This is a genomic window from Salmonella sp. 32082101201600294FB01SM01 (assembly GCF_017572865.1).
Taxonomy (GTDB): Bacteria; Pseudomonadota; Gammaproteobacteria; order Enterobacterales; family Enterobacteriaceae; genus Salmonella; species Salmonella enterica.
On record NZ_JAGESB010000003.1, the window covers coordinates 629,391 to 647,943 of the forward strand.

Below are 18,553 nucleotides of genomic sequence, written 5' to 3' on the forward strand. Positions count from 1 at the left end.
TCAAGGTGTATCTAATCGTTTAGTATTAACGGGTTCTGAAAAGGCTTTGTCCACGCCTTTCATCAAGGGAGATAACAGGTATTCCATAATGCTGTGTTTTCCGGTAATTACACTGGCGTCAACAGTCATACCTGGTTTTAACCACCGTAAATCATCTTCATTAACATCGAATGCAATAATTACTTTATAATAACGCTGAATTGTTCCTCCGGTATTTTCCTCATAGGAATCAGGGCTAATATTATCGATAGTCGCATTATACGATTTTATCTTTGGTTGGATAATTGACTGCACATCCAGTTTAACGGCTTCATCTACATATATTTGGTCACGGTATTTGGGTAATATTTTCACATCGGCCAGCATAGTCCTTACTTTTGGTTTTATTTCAAAAAGTAAGTCCGCCGCCTGAATCACACCACCATGAGTAGTGGCACTTTTATTGATTTTATAAATTACACCGTCAACCGGTGAATAGATATCCTCCTCATTTATCTGCTTCTCTATTACTTTTAATGTAGAGTTAACAACCTCAAGTTCCTGAAGATTTTTAGATATTATTTTAGATAAAGATAGTCGCAATTCATTATTAAGCGCCTCAATATCATTAACAACCAACTCAATATCATCTTTTTTTAAAGTGATGCTACTTTCAATATCATTAATTTCAGACTTAACTTTTATATACGCCTGTTTCTTGTTAAGAAAATTGGTATATGGGCTAATTCCTTTTTTTACCAGTGGGGAAAGAATATTTATTTCTTCGGCAAGCAATGCGAGTTCTTTTTCTTTCGAACTCAGCTTCTCTTGTAATCCGCTAATCTCAGAATCAAGAGAGGTTTTTTTTAACTCTTTAGCTCTTATCTGACTATGCACTAATTCAATATTCGCTTTTACCTCTTTATTACTTAAAGAACGGGTGCCATCCAGGGTAATCAATCCACTCTCATTTTCTTTATCAAGAATGAAAGATATTTCGTTAACATCTTTATCCAGATACCCTTTTTGAGTTCTATACCTTTGATATTCTTTTTGCAGATCAAGGTTAACGACCTTTGCAAGGAGTTCTCCTTTTTTTACAGTATCACCCTCGGCTACATAAATATCTTGTATCGTCCCTCCTTTAGAAAGAGATATTAACTGAGCATTATCTTTAGTGGTGATAACGCCCTGACCATGAACCACTGAATTAATTTCTATAAAGTAGGTAAGGATAATAATTAAGATCGTCAAAGAAATAATTATCATCATGAGATGATCGCTTTGTCTTCTATTCATTTCATTACATTTAACTCACTTTCAGTATTTCCTTTTAAATAATCCATTAAATGAAAAATCAATGAGAGTTGCTGTAACTTTAAAATATACAGGCTATATTTGCTGTCGATCATGCTTACATATGCCTGAAATGCTTCATTACGGCTTGAAATTAAATCAAGCAAACTTTTTTGCCCTAACTGAAACTCCTGCTCATATAATTCAGTAAGCTGTAACGCGTTTGTATGTGAACGTTCCGCCACTGAGTAAGTCTCTTTTGCAGCGGCGTATCTTGAAAGTTGTGAATCAATGTTATAACGCGTTTTAATCAAAAAATCGTCAATTTGCAGCTTAGCCTGCGAGTAACTTGCCACCATTTTTCTTTCCTGGGCTGAATTTCTGAACCCATTAAAAATGTTGAAACTGACATTGATACCCGTTTTGAATTCATCTTCATAATCACTTTTTTTGGCACTACCGCTCGGGTTATTCTGTACATAGCTGGAAACGAGATCTACAGTCGGAAAATAGGATGATTTTGCGGCATTAATATCTTCGGTCGCGGCTTTTCGGGTATTGACAAGCATCTTATAGTCATCATTGTATTTCATCACCATGTCCATAAGTTTTTCAGGACTTTCGACAAAGATATATTTTTTGAAGAGGTTGAATTTTTCATCGCTTTGAATCTGAACTGGTGATAAATTCAGACCAGTCATATTCTGCATTTTATACATTTCATCATCCAACATCGACTGATACATAATGCTTCGGGTATTTAATGCATCGATAGATACTTGTACTTTACGCATATCAGATTGCATCGCTACACCGGAAGATACCAACAGCGAAAAAGTTTCCAGCATCTTTTTATAAAACTCTTTCTCCAGATTTACGCCATCAATCATTTCACGATATTTACTGATGTTATAATAGGTTGTCACAACCTCCTGAGACACTATATTCTTTGTTTTTTCATAGTCAGTTTTACTATTATCTCTTTCGTATTCAGATTTCCTGATATTAGCCCCCCTCACTCCAAAGTCCGTTATTCGGTATGATAAAGACACCTTATTTTCAACGTTTCTCTCGGTACCTGATGACTCTTTCCTGTTATTATTAAGGCCAGATGTTAGATCCAGGGTAGGATAAAGTGCTGCCCGTGAAAGATCTAAGTCACTGTTTTTCTTTTCAGTCTCATAATATGAAACAGCAACAGAGGGCTGATGCGTTAATGCGGCATTAACTAAGTCTCTTAGAGGAATGACCGGAAGCTCGCTGGCGTATGTGCTTTGTGTAATAAAAGCAGTCGTCAGAAAAAACATCTTAATCTTCATTTTTTTCCTCCTTGTTTAACAAACGTTGCTTTACTATTTCCTGGTGCATAGATGTTATTTTTTCCATTAATGGCATATAGGTATCACGGTAGCTAACCATTTCAGCACTAATCTCTTTAGTATTGGCAATAATCTTTTTATCAGTAGCCGATAGATCGGATAGCGCTAAATGAACATTGTTCATATCCTCATCCATTTCTTTTCTCAGCCCATCGAGAGTATGAGAAATATCGGCACTGCCAGCGGCAATATCGTTTATGGTCTTACCATGTGAAAGAGATTCCTGATAACATTTATCAACTGATGCCATTATTGAATCATTCTTTTTGTCTATAATATTTTGTATTGTACTCATTGCCTCCAGCCGTGCATTATTATCAGCAAGCAGGATATTACCTTCAGATAAACGAGAGGTAATTGTTATTACACCGTCAGATAATTTTTTGAGATTTTCGTTACTGCTTACCAGATAACCATCAATCAGCGTAGAAAGTTGTTCCAGTTTTGCTGAGTTATCCGATAGTCGGTTTTGCAAAGTGACAAAGCTATCTGATAGCATCACTCGTTTCTTTTCTTCATCCTGCGTCCGTAAGTTTTCAACTGTCAGGTAGTTATCAAAAAACGCTTTAAACAACTCTTTAAATTCTACAAGCGTCTCTGATTCAACCCGCAGGCTTCGTTGTTTATTATTGGATCTGTTGCTTATGATTTTTAATTTTTTGATTTCCGTAGAAACAAGGGAATAGGAGCTGCGAACAAAAACACTTTGTGAGGTCAGGAGTATGGCGCAAACAACACCATAGATAGAAGATACAAATGCGGTATTCATCCCTTTCAATGGTTCAGAAAGCGACGCTACCATTGTCACGATCATATTGAGTGTATTACTTGCATTATCACCGCCAACATCTGATGGCGAGCTCAATAAATTCCCGATTGAACCAATCGTAATAGACAGACCCGCAAACGTCCCCAACAGGCCAACAAGCGTCGACACATTGCTACAACTCATAATAAATGACAATCGTTGGTTACGGGCGGTAGACACATTGTCATCTAATTCCATCAGCAAATTGAAATCACACTGTTTGGGTTCTCCGGAAAACAAAATCTGATTGAGGTTAGAAAGAATACTATTTTTTCTGCTGGCGTCCTGAGCTATTAATATGTCTTTTGCTGAAATATTTTTAAAAATAGTGAATAATGCACACAAAGAGCCTGTAATATAAATGGCAATAATGACTCCATTGTAAATTGCAGAAACCATAAAGTTATCAAAAACATACTCTCTTATACCGGGAAAAGATAAAGCGGAAAAAGGGAGTATGGCAAGGAAAAAACAGACAAACAAATAGCGGTAATGATTTATATATTTCACTCTGACACCTTTTTATTAATAGTCGTGATAATAGCTTTACTCGTTGTACTTGATGCTGCGGAGTTAACACTCATGTCAATAACTACATCAGGATATATCTTCTTAATCTCTTTCATTAAAATAATTCCCCGTTCATATCCCAGTCGTAAAGAGTCAGAGAAAGAGATGTCTGCCTGAGGAATAACCATTTCTATCAATAAATTACTATTGATTTTGTCTTCTAACCAAGCCTTTATTTTATGGGTGTCCTCTTCTGAAAAGCTTCTCAGCCTGCCATGATACGTAATAACAAGCTCATTTTTTGTAGATGTTATATCAATTTTCTGACCATCGGCGATATCGTATACTCCAACCTCCTTACCTGACATTGTAGTCATTCCGTCCGACACATCTTGAGTATTCACTTCCTTATTAACTATTTCATTAGGATTTGAATTGTCATTGGCTCCGCTATTTTGAGCAGTAGATTTAGTCTTATTCTCTATATTTGCTTTATAAACTTTAATTGAGTTGTCATACATAATAATCATATTATTAAGTGCAAACACCAACATAAGAAATATAAAAATGCACAATACCGTAGAGAATGTATCAACAAAACTAGGCCACGGATTACTTTCGTCTTCCATGTTGTCTCCTGATATTACATTGTGAATAAAATGTTTTTGTGGATTAGAAAGGATAAAGGATGCTCAACTTATTCAGAAAGTGAACGCTACCGCCCTTGGCTTCCTGCTACCAATACGCTTTATAGATTTCAGTTTTCCTACATCTCGTAATCAGAAAAATAAAAACAATGACGCCATTTTTATGCGCCCACAACAAAGATGAGTGCTTTAATTAAAAACACTCTTTATTTTTTAATTAGGTAGACATCAATTATTGCACTAACTATATCTTCCCCAATAATAGGTATCGCATAAGCTCTCAGCTCATAAATAAAAAATAGTCATCAGCAAATTAAAACCACTCGCCGATAAATAGATTTGTTAGCTAATCATTGAAACTCTAAATCATTTTAAGGACATATTTCTTTTTAATACGCGTTATAATCATACGTATTTAATAAATTTGCCTCCAGAGGATAAAATGAATTTTCACAATTAAAACATAGGGTCATAGGGACTTCAATATAACTTAAATCATTAAAAATATAATAAGTGGGGAGTAAAAAATCAGAATTGCGTAAAAAAATACATAAATAAAACCATTTTTTATATAAAGCCAGCTATAAGTAACAACTTTATCTTCAGCAATTAAAAATAAAGCAAGATGCACATATCATATTTGAGCGCATCACAAGCTAAAGCAAACATTTAATTAACCATTGATAATACCGACCATTCTCTAACGTTATTTTATAATATCTTTTTGTTGTCAAAAAATGGCTATAAATTATATATTTTGCAGATGAGATTTCTCTTTCATATTTAAGACAATCCGGGTTATTGCAGTACATTTATGAACTTCGGCTGGATAATGATGTGCCGAGGCGAGTCGGCCAGAGGCGATAAGCGACATTTTTCCGTAAGATATGCGCTTCTCTTTTTTGAAAGGGAGACAAAGACAATAATACCAGGTAAGAAAATGCCTGGTTTACACCAGGCATTTCAGCAGACGAGAACTATAGCGAAAATGCAAATAACGCTTTGAGTTTTTTACCAAAAATCAGAACGGAATGTCGTCGTCAAAATCCATTGGCGGTTCGTTAGACGGCGCTGGCGCGGATTGCTGTGGACGCGACTGCGCGCCGCCGCTGAACTGGTTGCCGCCCTGTGGCTGCTGAGGTTGTTGCGGTTGACCCCAACCCCCCTGCTGCTGACCGCCTGCCGGTGCGCCGCCGCCCTGACGACCACCCAGCATCTGCATCACGCCGCCGATCTGCGGAACGTTAATTTCAGTCGTATAGCGTTCCTGGCCACTCTGATCGGTCCACTTGCGGGTACGCAATTGACCTTCGATATACACCTGAGAACCTTTACGCAGATATTCGCCGGCCACTTCCGCCAGTTTGCCGAACATCACCACCCGGTGCCATTCAGTCTGCTCTTTCATTTCGCCGGTCTGCTTATCGCGCCAGGATTCAGAAGTAGCCAGCGTTAAGTTGGCGACAGCGCCGCCACTCGGCATATAGCGTACTTCCGGGTCCTGGCCCAGATTACCAACGAGAATCACCTTGTTTACGCCTCTGCTGGCCATAATTGAGTCTCCTGAATACGTTTCATAAATAGTGTAAACGCGTGAGTGTACCATTTCCACGTAGCATTTTAATAGCTGCGATGCAGGTTCCAGGTCACTCGCGCGAACCTCATATTGTTGCATACTTTAGCTGAAGATGCATTCCAATACTGTATATTCAAACAGGTTAAATTGTGTCATAATTAGCCGTTTCTGCCGTTTGTCCTTCAAACAAACCAGGCATCCGAGTCTCTACCGGGAAAGGTGAATGGATAAGATCGAAGTTCGGGGCGCCCGCACCCATAATCTCAAAAATATTAACCTCGTCATCCCCCGCGACAAACTGATTGTCGTGACCGGGCTTTCGGGTTCAGGCAAATCCTCACTGGCTTTCGACACTCTGTATGCCGAAGGGCAGCGTCGTTACGTTGAATCGCTCTCCGCTTACGCGCGGCAGTTTTTGTCGCTCATGGAAAAACCGGATGTCGACCATATTGAGGGGCTATCGCCCGCGATCTCAATTGAACAGAAATCGACATCGCACAACCCGCGCTCTACGGTGGGTACTATTACCGAGATCCACGACTACCTGCGCCTGCTGTTTGCCCGCGTGGGCGAGCCGCGTTGTCCGGATCATGACGTGCCGCTGGCGGCGCAAACCGTTAGCCAGATGGTCGATAACGCGCTGTCACAGCCGGAAGGCAAACGTCTGATGCTGCTGGCGCCGATTATTAAAGAGCGTAAAGGCGAACACACCAAAACGCTGGAAAATCTGGCAAGCCAGGGTTACATTCGCGCCCGTATTGACGGCGAAGTCTGCGATCTCTCCGATCCGCCGAAGCTGGAGCTGCAAAAGAAACATACTATTGAGGTGGTGATCGATCGCTTCAAAGTTCGCAACGATCTTTCCCAACGCCTGGCGGAGTCGTTCGAAACGGCGCTGGAATTATCCGGCGGCACGGCGGTTGTTGCCGATATGGACGATGAGAAAGCGGAGGAGCTTCTGTTCTCCGCCAATTTTGCCTGTCCGATTTGCGGCTACAGTATGCGCGAGCTGGAACCGCGTCTGTTCTCGTTCAACAACCCGGCAGGCGCCTGCCCGACCTGTGACGGCCTCGGCGTTCAGCAATATTTCGATCCGGACCGCGTGATCCAGAATCCCGACCTGTCGCTGGCAGGCGGCGCGATTCGTGGTTGGGATCGTCGCAATTTTTACTACTTTCAAATGCTCAAGTCGCTGGCGGAACACTATAAGTTCGACGTGGATGCGCCGTGGGCAAGCCTCAGCGCCAACGTACACAAAGTCGTGCTGTACGGTTCCGGCAAAGAGAACATCGAATTTAAATATATGAACGATCGCGGCGATACCTCCGTGCGCCGCCATCCGTTCGAAGGCGTGCTGCATAATATGGAGCGCCGTTATAAAGAAACGGAATCCAGCGCGGTGCGCGAAGAGCTGGCGAAATTCATCAGTAATCGCCCCTGCGCCAGCTGTGAAGGAACGCGACTGAATCGCGAAGCGCGCCATGTATTTGTGGAAAATACGCCGCTGCCTGCTATTTCCGATATGAGCATTGGCCATGCGATGGATTTTTTCACTAATCTCAAGCTTTCCGGGCAACGGGCGAAAATCGCCGAAAAAGTGCTAAAAGAGATCGGCGATCGCCTCAAGTTTCTGGTGAACGTCGGCCTGAACTATCTCACGCTCTCCCGCTCGGCAGAAACGCTTTCCGGCGGCGAAGCCCAGCGTATTCGTCTGGCGAGCCAGATAGGCGCCGGGTTAGTCGGCGTGATGTATGTGCTGGATGAACCGTCCATCGGTCTGCACCAGCGCGATAACGAACGGCTGCTGGGTACGCTGATTCATCTGCGCAATCTTGGCAATACCGTGATTGTGGTGGAACACGATGAAGACGCCATCCGTGCCGCCGACCATGTGATTGATATTGGCCCCGGCGCGGGCGTTCACGGCGGCGAGGTGGTGGCGGAAGGCCCGCTGGAAGCCATTATGGCGGTACCGGAATCGCTGACCGGCCAGTACATGAGCGGTAAACGCAAAATTGAAGTGCCGAAACAACGCGTGCCGGCAAATCCAGAAAAAGTGCTCAAACTCACCGGCGCGCGCGGCAATAACCTGAAAGATGTGACCCTTACGCTACCGGTAGGGCTGTTTACCTGTATCACCGGCGTCTCGGGTTCCGGTAAATCAACGCTGATTAACGATACGCTGTTCCCCATCGCCCAGCGTCAGTTAAACGGGGCGACTATCGCCGAACCGGCGCCGTATCGGGATATTCAGGGGCTGGAACATTTCGATAAAGTGATCGATATCGACCAGAGCCCAATCGGGCGCACCCCGCGTTCCAACCCGGCGACCTATACGGGCGTCTTTACCCCGGTTCGCGAGCTTTTTGCTGGCGTGCCGGAGTCTCGCGCGCGCGGCTATACGCCAGGGCGATTCAGCTTCAACGTGCGCGGCGGTCGCTGCGAAGCGTGCCAGGGCGATGGCGTCATTAAAGTCGAAATGCACTTTCTGCCGGATATTTACGTGCCGTGCGACCAGTGCAAAGGCAAGCGCTATAACCGGGAAACGCTGGAGATTAAGTACAAAGGCAAGACCATCCACGAAGTGCTGGATATGACCATTGAAGAAGCGCGTGAGTTCTTTGATGCGGTTCCGGCGCTGGCGCGTAAGCTGCAGACGCTGATGGACGTGGGGCTGACCTATATCCGTCTTGGTCAGTCGGCGACGACGCTTTCCGGCGGCGAGGCTCAGCGCGTGAAGCTGGCGCGCGAACTGTCGAAGCGCGGCACCGGGCAGACGCTGTATATTCTCGACGAGCCGACCACCGGCCTGCACTTTGCTGATATTCAGCAGTTGCTTGACGTTCTGCATCAGTTGCGCGATCAGGGCAACACCATCGTGGTGATCGAACACAACCTGGACGTCATTAAAACGGCGGACTGGATTGTCGACCTCGGCCCGGAAGGCGGCAGCGGCGGCGGCGAAATTCTCGTCTCCGGTACGCCGGAAACCGTGGCGGAGTGCGAGGCGTCGCATACCGCCCGCTTCCTTAAACCTATGCTCAAATAACCTTCACGCCGCTTTCCGATTCGCCGGGAAGCGGCATCATTTTTCCTCATCCCACCTCATTGTATCCGTGTTGAGCATTTGTGATTTGCGTGCCGCCTCGCTCTGACATGTGATAGCGCAAACGGTCTGTTATGGAAAACACCATGAAGTTGCCCTACGCAATCACACTACTGCTGTGCCTGTTTTTATCCGCCTGTACGCTGCCTGACCGCTTTAGCGCCGTGGCTTTTCAACAACTGACGCTATTACAAGCGCGCTCAACCCGCTTCCTGCAGGACGCGGCGCGAATACCGTGGCAAAAAGAGACACTGCTCAAGGATGACCGCGATATCCGCCAGACATTTTTTCAGGCTGAGCGGGTCGCCCGTCAAGGTGGGGATAAACATCGACTCGATAATCTGGCGCTGCTGAAAAATCACTATTTGCGTCTTTATGCGCGGGTTATGCAACGTAAGCAACCACTTACTTACATCCAGGCTGAGAGATACCAACAGCAAAATAATCAGGTCTGGAAATTAGCCATACAGGGTGAGTGTCTGCATTGGGGCGCACGCTGTACTCAGGGAGAAGAAAATGGCGTCTATTAACGAAATACATAACCTGATGACCACCGCCCGGGCCGAACATCCTGTAGCCTCCTCGGCGATTGCCGAGTTTATCCAGGCGTATAAGCAGGCAAGAGAAGACAGCGACGACGGTATACGCGAGTCCGCTGCGTTTATCGCCCGCGCGCTTCAGGAACATGCTCGCGGCTGGCTGGACGACGACGATATGATTATTCTGTTGGAAGGACAGCGGGACCTCGCCAGGCTACGCGCCAATAATGCGCAAATCGCCCTCGACAGCCGTATCCGGTCTACGGTCATCCGCCTCATTGATATCGCCCTGGCGTTGTTGGTCGGCGCGCTATAATCAGGACTGCGGCAACTGCTTGCGTTTATCTTCCGGCAGCGCATTTACCGCCTGTTGATAAGAGGCATCGACCAGATAATAGAGTTGTGAATCCGGCAGCGATCCGTCCAGATAGACCGTGCTCCAGTGCGCTTTATTAAGGTGCCGACTCGGTCGTACATCGCTGTGCTGCTGACGTAACAACTCTGCCAGTTCCGGGCTGGTTTTGAGAGAGGCTGCCGGGCGTCCTTCAACTTCTTTTACCATCGCGAAAAGTACATCTTCCACTTTAATTTGCGTCGCTTTCCAGTCGCTGTGGACGCTCTGCTCTGCGCCAGGTTTTGCCATGCAGTATTGCAGTAATTCCGAAATGGTCATTATCATTCCCCTTGTAGTGTCGCGATGATTTTACGTGGACCGCCGTGAATACGGTGCTCTCCCAACCAGATACCTTGCCATGTTCCTAACTGTAAACGCCCCTGGCGTACAGGCAGCAGCAACGAGACGCCCAATACTGACGACTTAATATGCGAAGGCATGTCATCTGCGCCTTCGTAATCATGTTCATACGCCGCATTATCGGGAACGGTTTTCAGGAAATGGCGCTCCATATCAGCGCGCACGGTGGGATCGCAGTTTTCGTTTAACGTCAGCGAGGCCGAGGTATGTAGTAACAACAGATGCAGCAAACCCGTTTCGACAGGCGGTAAGCCAGACAATTTATCGATAATTTCATCTGTTATCAGATGAAACCCGCGCGGCTTCTCGCTCAGTGTAATGGTGCGCTGATACCACATAGGCTGCTCCTTCCTAAAAACAAACGTCTCCTGAATAGTGTGCAGCAAGTCTGGAAAAGGTAAAAGCCAGCGGGGCAAGTTTGTGCAAAAATCATGCAAAAAAGGAGAGCCTGTCGCTCTCCTGATTTTTAGTACTCCGAGTTGACAATGACTTCCTCGCCAAACGCTCCTGCCTGCGGCAGCGGTTTGTAGGTGGAGTTAGCCGCGCGCAGGATGCGAATACCGCGGATACCACAATCACGAGCCGCAGTAATATCGTTATCCGAATCGCCGTAGAAGATACGCATATTCTTCTCCTGCAGCCACTGAACTTTCGTATTTTGTCCCGGTTTATCGCCGGCGAAAATCACCGGATTCATATTCGCCGCCGGAATATGGAAGTTATCCGCCAGCGTTTTCGACACGGTTTCCGTTTTCGTCTGACTACGACCAGTGACAAAGTAAATACTGTCGCCACGGCGAACATGCATATCAATGAGCTGTCGGGCCACTTCTTTTGGAATACTGAACTCATCCCAGCCGTTGTTCATTTTTTCCCAAAAGGCCGGATTTTTCAGATAATCGTCGCTGTCCGGGGAGTAGGTTTTCTTTCCGCGCCAGAATCCGGGGCTGGAAAATAACACGGTGTCGTCAATATCAAAGCCGACCGCCATCGGCGGGCGTCCGGTGAGGCTGTTTTCAATCTGGGCGACAGAGACCCAATGGACAGGCGCTTGTTCCGCGAGTTTTGCAACGTTAGTGCCCGGATTGAGCGTCGAAGGGGAAGATACTAACGCATTCGCGGAATGGTTTAGCGTAAACAACAAACAGACGGCACTCAGCGCCAGGGTTATTTTTTTCATGCTTTTCCCTTAAAATTCAGAATATTATAGTTATTAAGATGAGTCTTTGCTCAAAAAACTATCTGACCATAACGCCAGTAACGGTCAAAAGGAAGGATTATCTGCGGTTTTGTTACGAAAAAAGAGGATGATCACAACAGCTATTGTCAGGCCGGAGGGCACTGTTATCGCCGTCCGGCCTGAATATTACATGACAGCGGCAAATGCCTTCGCCACGCGGTGTACATTTGAATCATTAAGCCCGGCGACACACATGCGGCCACTGGCAATCAGGTAAACGCCAAACTCATCGCGCAACCGCTCGACCTGCTCCTCGCTTAACCCGGTATAGCTGAACATACCGCGCTGCTCTAACAAGTAATCAAAGTTGCGGTCAGGCATCTCCGCCTTCAGCTCCTTCACCAGCGTCTGGCGCATCGATATAATGCGGTTACGCATCGCGTCGACTTCCGCCAGCCAGCCCGCTTTTAACACCTCATCGCCCAGGACCGTAGCGACCACCTGAGCGCCGAAACACGGCGGACTGGAGTAAATTCGGCGCACCGTCGCTTTTAGCTGTCCCAGAACCCGCGCGGCAATTTCAGCATCTTCACACACCACGGACAGGCCGCCGACGCGCTCGCCGTACAGCGAGAAAATCTTCGAAAAAGAATTACTGACTAACGCAGGTAACCCGGCGCTGGCAATGGCGCGAATAGCGTAAGCATCCTCGTCCATGCCTGCGCCAAACCCCTGATAGGCAATATCAAGGAACGGAATCAGATCGCGCGCTTTCACTATCTCAATCACCGCATCCCATTGCGAAGGCGTTAAATCCGCCCCGGTCGGGTTGTGACAACAGGGGTGCAGCAGCACGATACTGCGCGCAGGTAACGTATTCAGCGTGGCCAGCAGATCGTTAAAACGGATGCCGTTGGTCGCGTCGTCATACCAGGGGTAAGTACTCACTTCGAATCCTGCCCCGGCAAATATCGCAATATGGTTTTCCCAGGTAGGGTCGCTCACCCATACGCCTGCGTCGGGGAAATAACGCTTCAGGAAATCCGCGCCCACTTTCAGCGCGCCGGAACCGCCTAATGTCTGGATAGTAGCCACGCGCTGTTGCTGAAGAACCGGGTGATCGGCGCCAAAGAGCAAAGGCGCGATAGTATGGCGATAAGTATTGAGTCCTTCCATCGGCAGGTACAGCGAAGCGCCATGCGGCTGCGCGTTAAGCCGGGCTTCGGCTTCGGCCACCGTTTTGAGCTGTGGGATAATCCCGTCTTCGTTGTAATACAGGCCAATGCTCAGATTTACTTTGTCGTGACGGGAGTCGTCTTTAAAACGCTCCATCAGTGAAAGAATCGGATCGCCGGCATAGGCGTCAACTTTTTGAAACACGCGATGGTTCTCCAGGTTTACAGAGGGCAGGAAATAACACAATAAACCGGAAGGACGAGAAGATCGAGAGGATGTTGTGGTGGATGCGCATATTGTCGGATGGCGGCGTGAACGTCTTATCCGGCCTACAGTCAATGCGCGAGACAAGCCGGATAAGCGCAAGCGCCACCCGGCCCGCCGCGTATTTAATCAATATACTTCATCGCCACCCTTGAGGTCAGGCGCGTGATAAGTTCGTAAGCACTTACTTTTGTCATTTCAGCGATACGTTCAACCGGCAGACCTTCACCCCATAAAACCACCGGATCGCCCGCGTTATCCTGCGCGTTTGGCCCCAAATCCACGCAAATCATATCCATCGCCACCCGCCCGACAATCGGGACTTCACGACCATTGACCAGTACTGGCGTACCGGAAGGCGCCGCTCGTGGGTAGCCATCGCCATAACCCATCGCCACCACGCCCAGGCGCGTGTCGCGCTCACTCACCCATGTCCCGCCGTAGCCCACCGGTTCGCCCGCTTTGTGGTCACGCACCGCGATCAAACTGGAGGTTAAGGACATCACCGGCTGAAAACCAAAATCCGGCCCCCAGGGTTTGTGCTCCAGCGGCGATACGCCATACAAAATGATGCCCGGACGCGCCCAGTCAAAGTGAGACTGCGGCCACAGCAGAATACCGCCAGACGCGGCAATAGAGCGCTGACCGGGTTTACCCTGACAGAAGGCATTAAAAATGTCGAGCTGATGTTCGGTAGCGCCGCATTCCGGCTCATCCGCACGGGCAAAATGGCTGACGATATTCACCGGCTGGCGTACATTTTTACAGTGCGTCAGACGCTGGTAGAACGCCTCCGCCTCTTCGGGACGCACGCCGAGACGATGCATACCGGTATCCAGTTTCATCCAGACCGTTACTGGCTCCGCCAGCTCCACCGCCTCCAGGGCGGCAAGCTGCTCCTGATTATGTACGGCGGTATGCAGACATTGCGCGGAAATGGTCGGCAGATCGGCGGCGTCGAAAAAACCCTCCAGCAGCAGGATAGGCTGCGTGATCCCGCCCGCTCGCAGACGTAGAGCCTCTTCAAGACGCGCCACGCCAAAAGCGTCAGCATCAGGGAGCGTTCGCGCGGTCTCCAGAAGACCGTGTCCATAAGCGTTCGCTTTCACCACCGCAACCAGCTTACTGGCAGGCGCCAGTTCACGCAGACGTTGCAGGTTGTGTCGCAGAGCGCGGCGGTTAATGACGACTGTTGCCGCTTGCATTTGAATTCCTTGTTAACAGAATGACGGAGAGTTACTCATCATCGTATTGCGGTCCCGCATAGTTATCGAAGCGCGACCACTGACCATTGAACGTCAGACGAACCGTACCGATAGGACCGTTACGTTGCTTACCAATAATAATTTCAGCAATGCCTTTTAAGTCGCTGTTCTCGTGATAAACCTCATCACGGTAGATAAACATAATTAAGTCGGCATCCTGTTCAATAGAGCCGGATTCACGCAGGTCGGAGTTCACCGGACGTTTATCCGCGCGTTGTTCCAGGGAGCGGTTAAGCTGCGATAGCGCCACGACCGGCACCTGGAGTTCCTTCGCCAGCGCTTTCAACGAGCGGGAAATTTCGGCGATTTCCAGAGTACGGTTATCAGAAAGCGACGGCACGCGCATCAATTGCAGGTAGTCGATCATAATCAGACTTAACCCGCCATGTTCGCGGAAAATACGCCGTGCGCGCGAACGGACTTCTGTCGGCGTAAGACCTGAGGAGTCGTCAATATACATATTGCGTTTCTCCAGCAGAATGCCCATCGTGCCGGAGATTCGCGCCCAGTCTTCATCATCGAGTTGACCGGTACGAATACGTGTCTGATCGACGCGGGACAGCGAGGCCAGCATACGCATCATGATCTGTTCGCCGGGCATCTCCAGACTGAAGATCAGTACCGGTTTATCCTGCAACATCGCCGCATTTTCGCAGAGGTTCATCGCAAAAGTGGTTTTACCCATGGAGGGACGCGCCGCGACGATAATCAAATCCGAACGCTGTAACCCTGCCGTCTTTTTATTGAGATCCTGATAGCCGGTATCCACGCCTGTAACGCCATCGTGCGGTTGCTGGAACAACTGCTCAATACGCGCCACGGTAGCGTCGAGAATCTGGTCGATGCTTTTCGGACCTTCGTCTTTGTTGGCCCGGTTTTCCGCGATCTGGAAGACGCGCGACTCCGCCAGATCCAGCAGTTCGTCGCTATTACGCCCCTGTGGATCGTAACCAGCGTCCGCAATTTCATGCGCCACCGCGATCATATCGCGGACCACGGCGCGTTCGCGCACAATGTCCGCATAAGCACTGATATTCGCCGCGCTTGGCGTGTTTTTAGACAACTCCGCCAGATAGGCGAAACCGCCGACGCTGTCCAGTTGGCCCTGCCGCTCCAGCGATTCCGCGAGCGTAATCAGGTCGATAGGACTGCCGCTTTCCTGCAAGCGCCCCATCTCCGTAAAGATATGGCGATGCGGGCGGGTATAGAAATCTTCCGCCACCACGCGCTCGGCCACATCGTCCCAGCGCTCGTTATCCAGCATTAAACCGCCCAACACCGACTGTTCCGCTTCAATCGAGTGCGGCGGTACTTTTATCCCGGCAACCTGCGGATCGCGGTCGCGGGCATCAGTCTGTGGTTTGTTGAAGGGTTTATTTCCTGCCATAGTGAATGGAGTTACCGAGATAGTGATTGGGTCGAAAGATTACCACATTTCTTTTGGAGGAAGCATGGCAACGCGTATTGAATTTCACAAGCATGGTGGTCCGGAAGTGCTTCAGACCGTGGAGTTTACGCCAACGGAACCGGCGGAACACGAAATCCAGGTTGAGAACAAAGCCATTGGTATCAACTTCATCGACACCTATATCCGTAGCGGACTCTATCCGCCCCCGTCGTTGCCTGCGGGCCTAGGAACCGAAGCTGCGGGTGTGGTCAGTAAAGTCGGCAACGGCGTGGAGCACATTCGCGTGGGCGATCGCGTCGTCTACGCGCAGTCAACGCTCGGCGCTTACAGTTCCGTCCATAACGTCCCCGCAGATAAAGCCGCGATTTTACCTGACGCCATTTCCTTCGAACAGGCGGCAGCCTCTTTTCTCAAGGGATTGACCGTTTTTTACCTGTTGCGCAAAACCTATGAAGTGAAACCCGACGAACCCTTCCTGTTTCATGCCGCTGCGGGCGGCGTCGGTCTGATCGCCTGCCAATGGGCGAAAGCGCTGGGCGCGAAGCTTATCGGTACCGTCGGTAGCGCGCAAAAAGCGCAGCGGGCACTGGACGCCGGCGCCTGGCAGGTAATTAATTACCGTGAGGAGAGCATTGTAGAACGGGTAAAAGAGATCACCGGCGGCAAAAAAGTCCGCGTGGTCTATGACTCCGTGGGGAAAGATACCTGGGAAGCCTCACTGGACTGCCTGCAACGTCGGGGACTGATGGTCAGTTTCGGCAATGCGTCCGGCCCCGTCACCGGCGTGAATTTAGGTATTCTGAATCAGAAAGGTTCCCTGTATGCCACGCGACCTTCACTACAGGGGTATATTACGACGCGTGAAGAACTAACCGAAGCCAGCAATGAATTGTTCTCATTGATCGCCAGCGGCGTGATTAAAGTCGATGTGGCTGAAAATCAACGCTATGCGTTAAAAGATGCCCGTCGCGCGCATGAAGTGCTGGAAAGCCGGGCCACACAGGGCTCAAGCCTGCTGATTCCGTAATAGCTCTGCAAAGAAATTGGGCTTCCACCCGGGAAGCCCTTTCTTTTTTTGTTCGGCTGTATGTAGGGTACAGCGCGATGAATTCGTTACCTGCGCAATCATGACAGATTTAATAATCGATTCCTATTTGCCTGTGAGGGCAAAGTTCCAGGTTGTGACGAACCGCTCAATACCTTAGTAAAACCGACGGTTATTGCGCTGATACTGTGGGATTTTTGGCGTTTTTACTGCTTTGATCACCCACACCACAGCCACCGCCAGCAGTAGCCACGGTAACAGCTTGATCATCAGGGCGAACATTCCGCCCAGGAACATGACGGCAGTCGCTACAACCAGCGCGGCCAGAATGCCCAGCAAGGAGACGCCCGTCACCATTAACATCAGAAAAAAGCCAAGCACAAAAAGTAGTTCCAGCATAGTCGCTCCCCATAAAGATGGCATTGCCCGGCGGCACGACGCTTACCGGGTCTGGTCAGGTAAGCTATTACAAAAATCATGCCAATATTTATATTATTGATATATAAAGAAAACGCCCTGCAAGACTGCACAGAGCGTGGTGAGATTGACTAATTTTTGGCGAACTTTTAACGCTTGTCTGCTACCAGTTTTAGCGCCTGCTCCAGTACAGCAACATCCGCGCCAGCTTTATGGGCGTTTTCGCTCAGATAGCGACGCCACTGCCGCGCGCCGGGGATGCCCTGGAACAACCCCAGCATATGGCGAGTGATATGCCCCAGATACGCTCCCTGGCTCAATTCACGCTCAATATAGGGATACATCGCGCGAACCACCGTAACCGGGTCGGCATCGGTGGTATCGGCGCCAAAGATCTCCCGATCCACCGCGGCCAGTATACCCGGATTCTGATAAGCTTCGCGGCCAACCATGACGCCATCCATATGGCGCAGGTGCTCCTTCGCCTCTTCCAGCGATTTGATGCCGCCGTTAATGGACATGGTCAGGTGCGGAAAATCCCGCTTTAGCTGATAGACGCGCGGGTAATCCAGCGGCGGGATCTCACGATTTTCTTTCGGGCTTAAGCCAGAAAGCCAGGCTTTGCGCGCATGGATAATAAACATCTCGCATTCGCCCTGACCGGAAACCGTATTGATGAAATCACACAGAAACGCATAGCTGTCCTGATCGTCAATACCAATGCGGGTTTTTACCGTTACCGGAATCGAGACGACATCACGCATGGCTTTAACACAATCGGCGACCAGTTGCGCATTGCCCATCAAACAGGCGCCAAACATACCGTTTTGCACGCGATCGGAGGGGCACCCCACGTTGAGGTTAATTTCATCGTAGCCACGCGCTTCCGCCAGCTTTGCACAATGCGCAAGCTGAGCCGGATCGCTTCCACCAAGCTGTAGAGCGACCGGATGCTCTTCTTCGCTGTAAGCCAGATAGTCACCCTTACCGTGAATAATCGCGCCCGTGGTCACCATTTCGGTGTAGAGCAGCGTCTGGCGAGACAGCAAACGCAGGAAATAGCGGCAATGTCTGTCCGTCCAGTCGAGCATAGGCGCGATGGAGAAGCGATAAGCAGGAAAAGCGGAGGACTGGGTTTCAGGCTGCATGGCGAATAAATAAGCATCCGGTTAAAAAAGGGGCGTTACTATAGCATAACGCTAAA

At 48.6% G+C, this 18,553-nt stretch carries 17 protein-coding genes; 4 read left to right on the forward strand and 13 right to left on the reverse strand.

Annotation, left to right across the window (positions count from 1 at the left end):
- The 5 genes from siiD to ssb1 all read right to left on the reverse strand — a co-directional run bounded on the left by siiD (position 1) and on the right by ssb1 (position 6,171).
- The gene (siiD, locus tag J4645_RS16205; protein WP_001081935.1) at positions 1-1,278 is read right to left on the reverse strand and encodes an SPI-4 type I secretion system protein SiiD; all 1,278 of its coding nucleotides are present in this window, start codon (positions 1,276-1,278) and stop codon (positions 1-3) included.
- Complete coding sequence (siiC, locus tag J4645_RS16210) at positions 1,275-2,594, reverse strand: SPI-4 type I secretion system protein SiiC (protein WP_001541306.1); 1,320 nt, start codon at positions 2,592-2,594, stop codon at positions 1,275-1,277. The genes siiD and siiC overlap by 4 nt, the downstream gene beginning before the upstream one ends.
- Positions 2,584-3,972 carry a MotA/TolQ/ExbB proton channel family protein gene (locus J4645_RS16215; protein ID WP_000875200.1) on the reverse strand — a complete coding sequence of 463 codons (1,389 nt, stop codon included), beginning with the start codon at positions 3,970-3,972 and terminating at the stop codon, positions 2,584-2,586. The genes siiC and J4645_RS16215 overlap by 11 nt, the downstream gene beginning before the upstream one ends.
- Entirely contained in the window at positions 3,969-4,601 is a 633-nt protein-coding gene (siiA, locus tag J4645_RS16220; protein ID WP_000389240.1) for an SPI-4 type I secretion system auxiliary protein SiiA, read from the reverse strand. Before siiA ends, J4645_RS16215 begins: the two co-directional genes overlap by 4 nt.
- A 1,039-nt stretch (positions 4,602-5,640) precedes the next feature.
- Positions 5,641-6,171 carry a single-stranded DNA-binding protein SSB1 gene (gene ssb1 / locus J4645_RS16225; protein WP_000168322.1) on the reverse strand — a complete coding sequence of 177 codons (531 nt, stop codon included), beginning with the start codon at positions 6,169-6,171 and terminating at the stop codon, positions 5,641-5,643.
- A gap of 247 nt (positions 6,172-6,418) precedes the next feature.
- On the opposite strand from ssb1, the gene uvrA reads away from it, so the two are divergent.
- The 3 genes from uvrA to J4645_RS16240 all read left to right on the forward strand — a co-directional run bounded on the left by uvrA (position 6,419) and on the right by J4645_RS16240 (position 10,156).
- On the forward strand, positions 6,419-9,244 hold the full coding sequence (uvrA, locus tag J4645_RS16230; RefSeq protein ID WP_023207444.1) for an excinuclease ABC subunit UvrA: 2,826 nt from the start codon (positions 6,419-6,421) through the stop codon (positions 9,242-9,244).
- A 131-nt stretch (positions 9,245-9,375) separates the two neighbouring features.
- Positions 9,376-9,831: a hypothetical protein gene (locus tag J4645_RS16235; protein ID WP_000432213.1), complete on the forward strand. Its 456-nt coding sequence runs from the start codon at positions 9,376-9,378 to the stop codon at positions 9,829-9,831.
- Positions 9,818-10,156 carry a hypothetical protein gene (locus J4645_RS16240; RefSeq protein WP_000146586.1) on the forward strand — a complete coding sequence of 113 codons (339 nt, stop codon included), beginning with the start codon at positions 9,818-9,820 and terminating at the stop codon, positions 10,154-10,156. Before J4645_RS16235 ends, J4645_RS16240 begins: the two co-directional genes overlap by 14 nt.
- Here J4645_RS16240 and J4645_RS16245 read toward each other — a convergent pair whose 3' ends face one another.
- The 6 genes from J4645_RS16245 to dnaB form a co-directional block, all read right to left on the reverse strand.
- Positions 10,157-10,513, reverse strand: a complete 357-nt coding sequence (locus J4645_RS16245; protein ID WP_000155665.1) for an MmcQ/YjbR family DNA-binding protein — start codon at positions 10,511-10,513, stop codon at positions 10,157-10,159.
- Between the two features lie 2 nt (positions 10,514-10,515).
- Positions 10,516-10,932 (reverse strand): secondary thiamine-phosphate synthase enzyme YjbQ, encoded by a 417-nt coding sequence (locus J4645_RS16250; protein ID WP_000270392.1) that lies wholly within the window; start codon positions 10,930-10,932, stop codon positions 10,516-10,518.
- 128 nt (positions 10,933-11,060) lie between these two features.
- Positions 11,061-11,774 carry an acid phosphatase AphA gene (gene aphA / locus J4645_RS16255; RefSeq protein WP_000724436.1) on the reverse strand — a complete coding sequence of 238 codons (714 nt, stop codon included), beginning with the start codon at positions 11,772-11,774 and terminating at the stop codon, positions 11,061-11,063.
- A 186-nt stretch (positions 11,775-11,960) separates the two neighbouring features.
- Positions 11,961-13,154, reverse strand: coding sequence for an aromatic amino acid transaminase (tyrB, locus tag J4645_RS16260; protein ID WP_001818570.1), 1,194 nt, complete (start codon positions 13,152-13,154; stop codon positions 11,961-11,963).
- 185 nt (positions 13,155-13,339) lie between these two features.
- Complete coding sequence (gene alr / locus J4645_RS16265; protein ID WP_001147297.1) at positions 13,340-14,419, reverse strand: alanine racemase; 1,080 nt, start codon at positions 14,417-14,419, stop codon at positions 13,340-13,342.
- A 31-nt stretch (positions 14,420-14,450) separates the two neighbouring features.
- Positions 14,451-15,866, reverse strand: a complete 1,416-nt coding sequence (gene dnaB / locus J4645_RS16270) for a replicative DNA helicase (protein WP_000918353.1) — start codon at positions 15,864-15,866, stop codon at positions 14,451-14,453.
- A gap of 64 nt (positions 15,867-15,930) precedes the next feature.
- On the opposite strand from dnaB, the gene J4645_RS16275 reads away from it, so the two are divergent.
- Positions 15,931-16,914 (forward strand): quinone oxidoreductase, encoded by a 984-nt coding sequence (locus J4645_RS16275; RefSeq protein WP_000235555.1) that lies wholly within the window; start codon positions 15,931-15,933, stop codon positions 16,912-16,914.
- 174 nt (positions 16,915-17,088) lie between these two features.
- Here the strand turns inward: J4645_RS16275 and pspG are convergent, their stop codons facing one another.
- Together pspG and dusA are read right to left on the reverse strand one after the other, a co-directional pair.
- Positions 17,089-17,331, reverse strand: a complete 243-nt coding sequence (gene pspG, locus J4645_RS16280) for an envelope stress response protein PspG (protein ID WP_000891414.1) — start codon at positions 17,329-17,331, stop codon at positions 17,089-17,091.
- A gap of 167 nt (positions 17,332-17,498) precedes the next feature.
- Positions 17,499-18,497 (reverse strand): tRNA dihydrouridine(20/20a) synthase DusA, encoded by a 999-nt coding sequence (gene dusA, locus J4645_RS16285; RefSeq protein WP_001527561.1) that lies wholly within the window; start codon positions 18,495-18,497, stop codon positions 17,499-17,501.
- Positions 18,498-18,553: the final 56 nt, after the last annotated feature.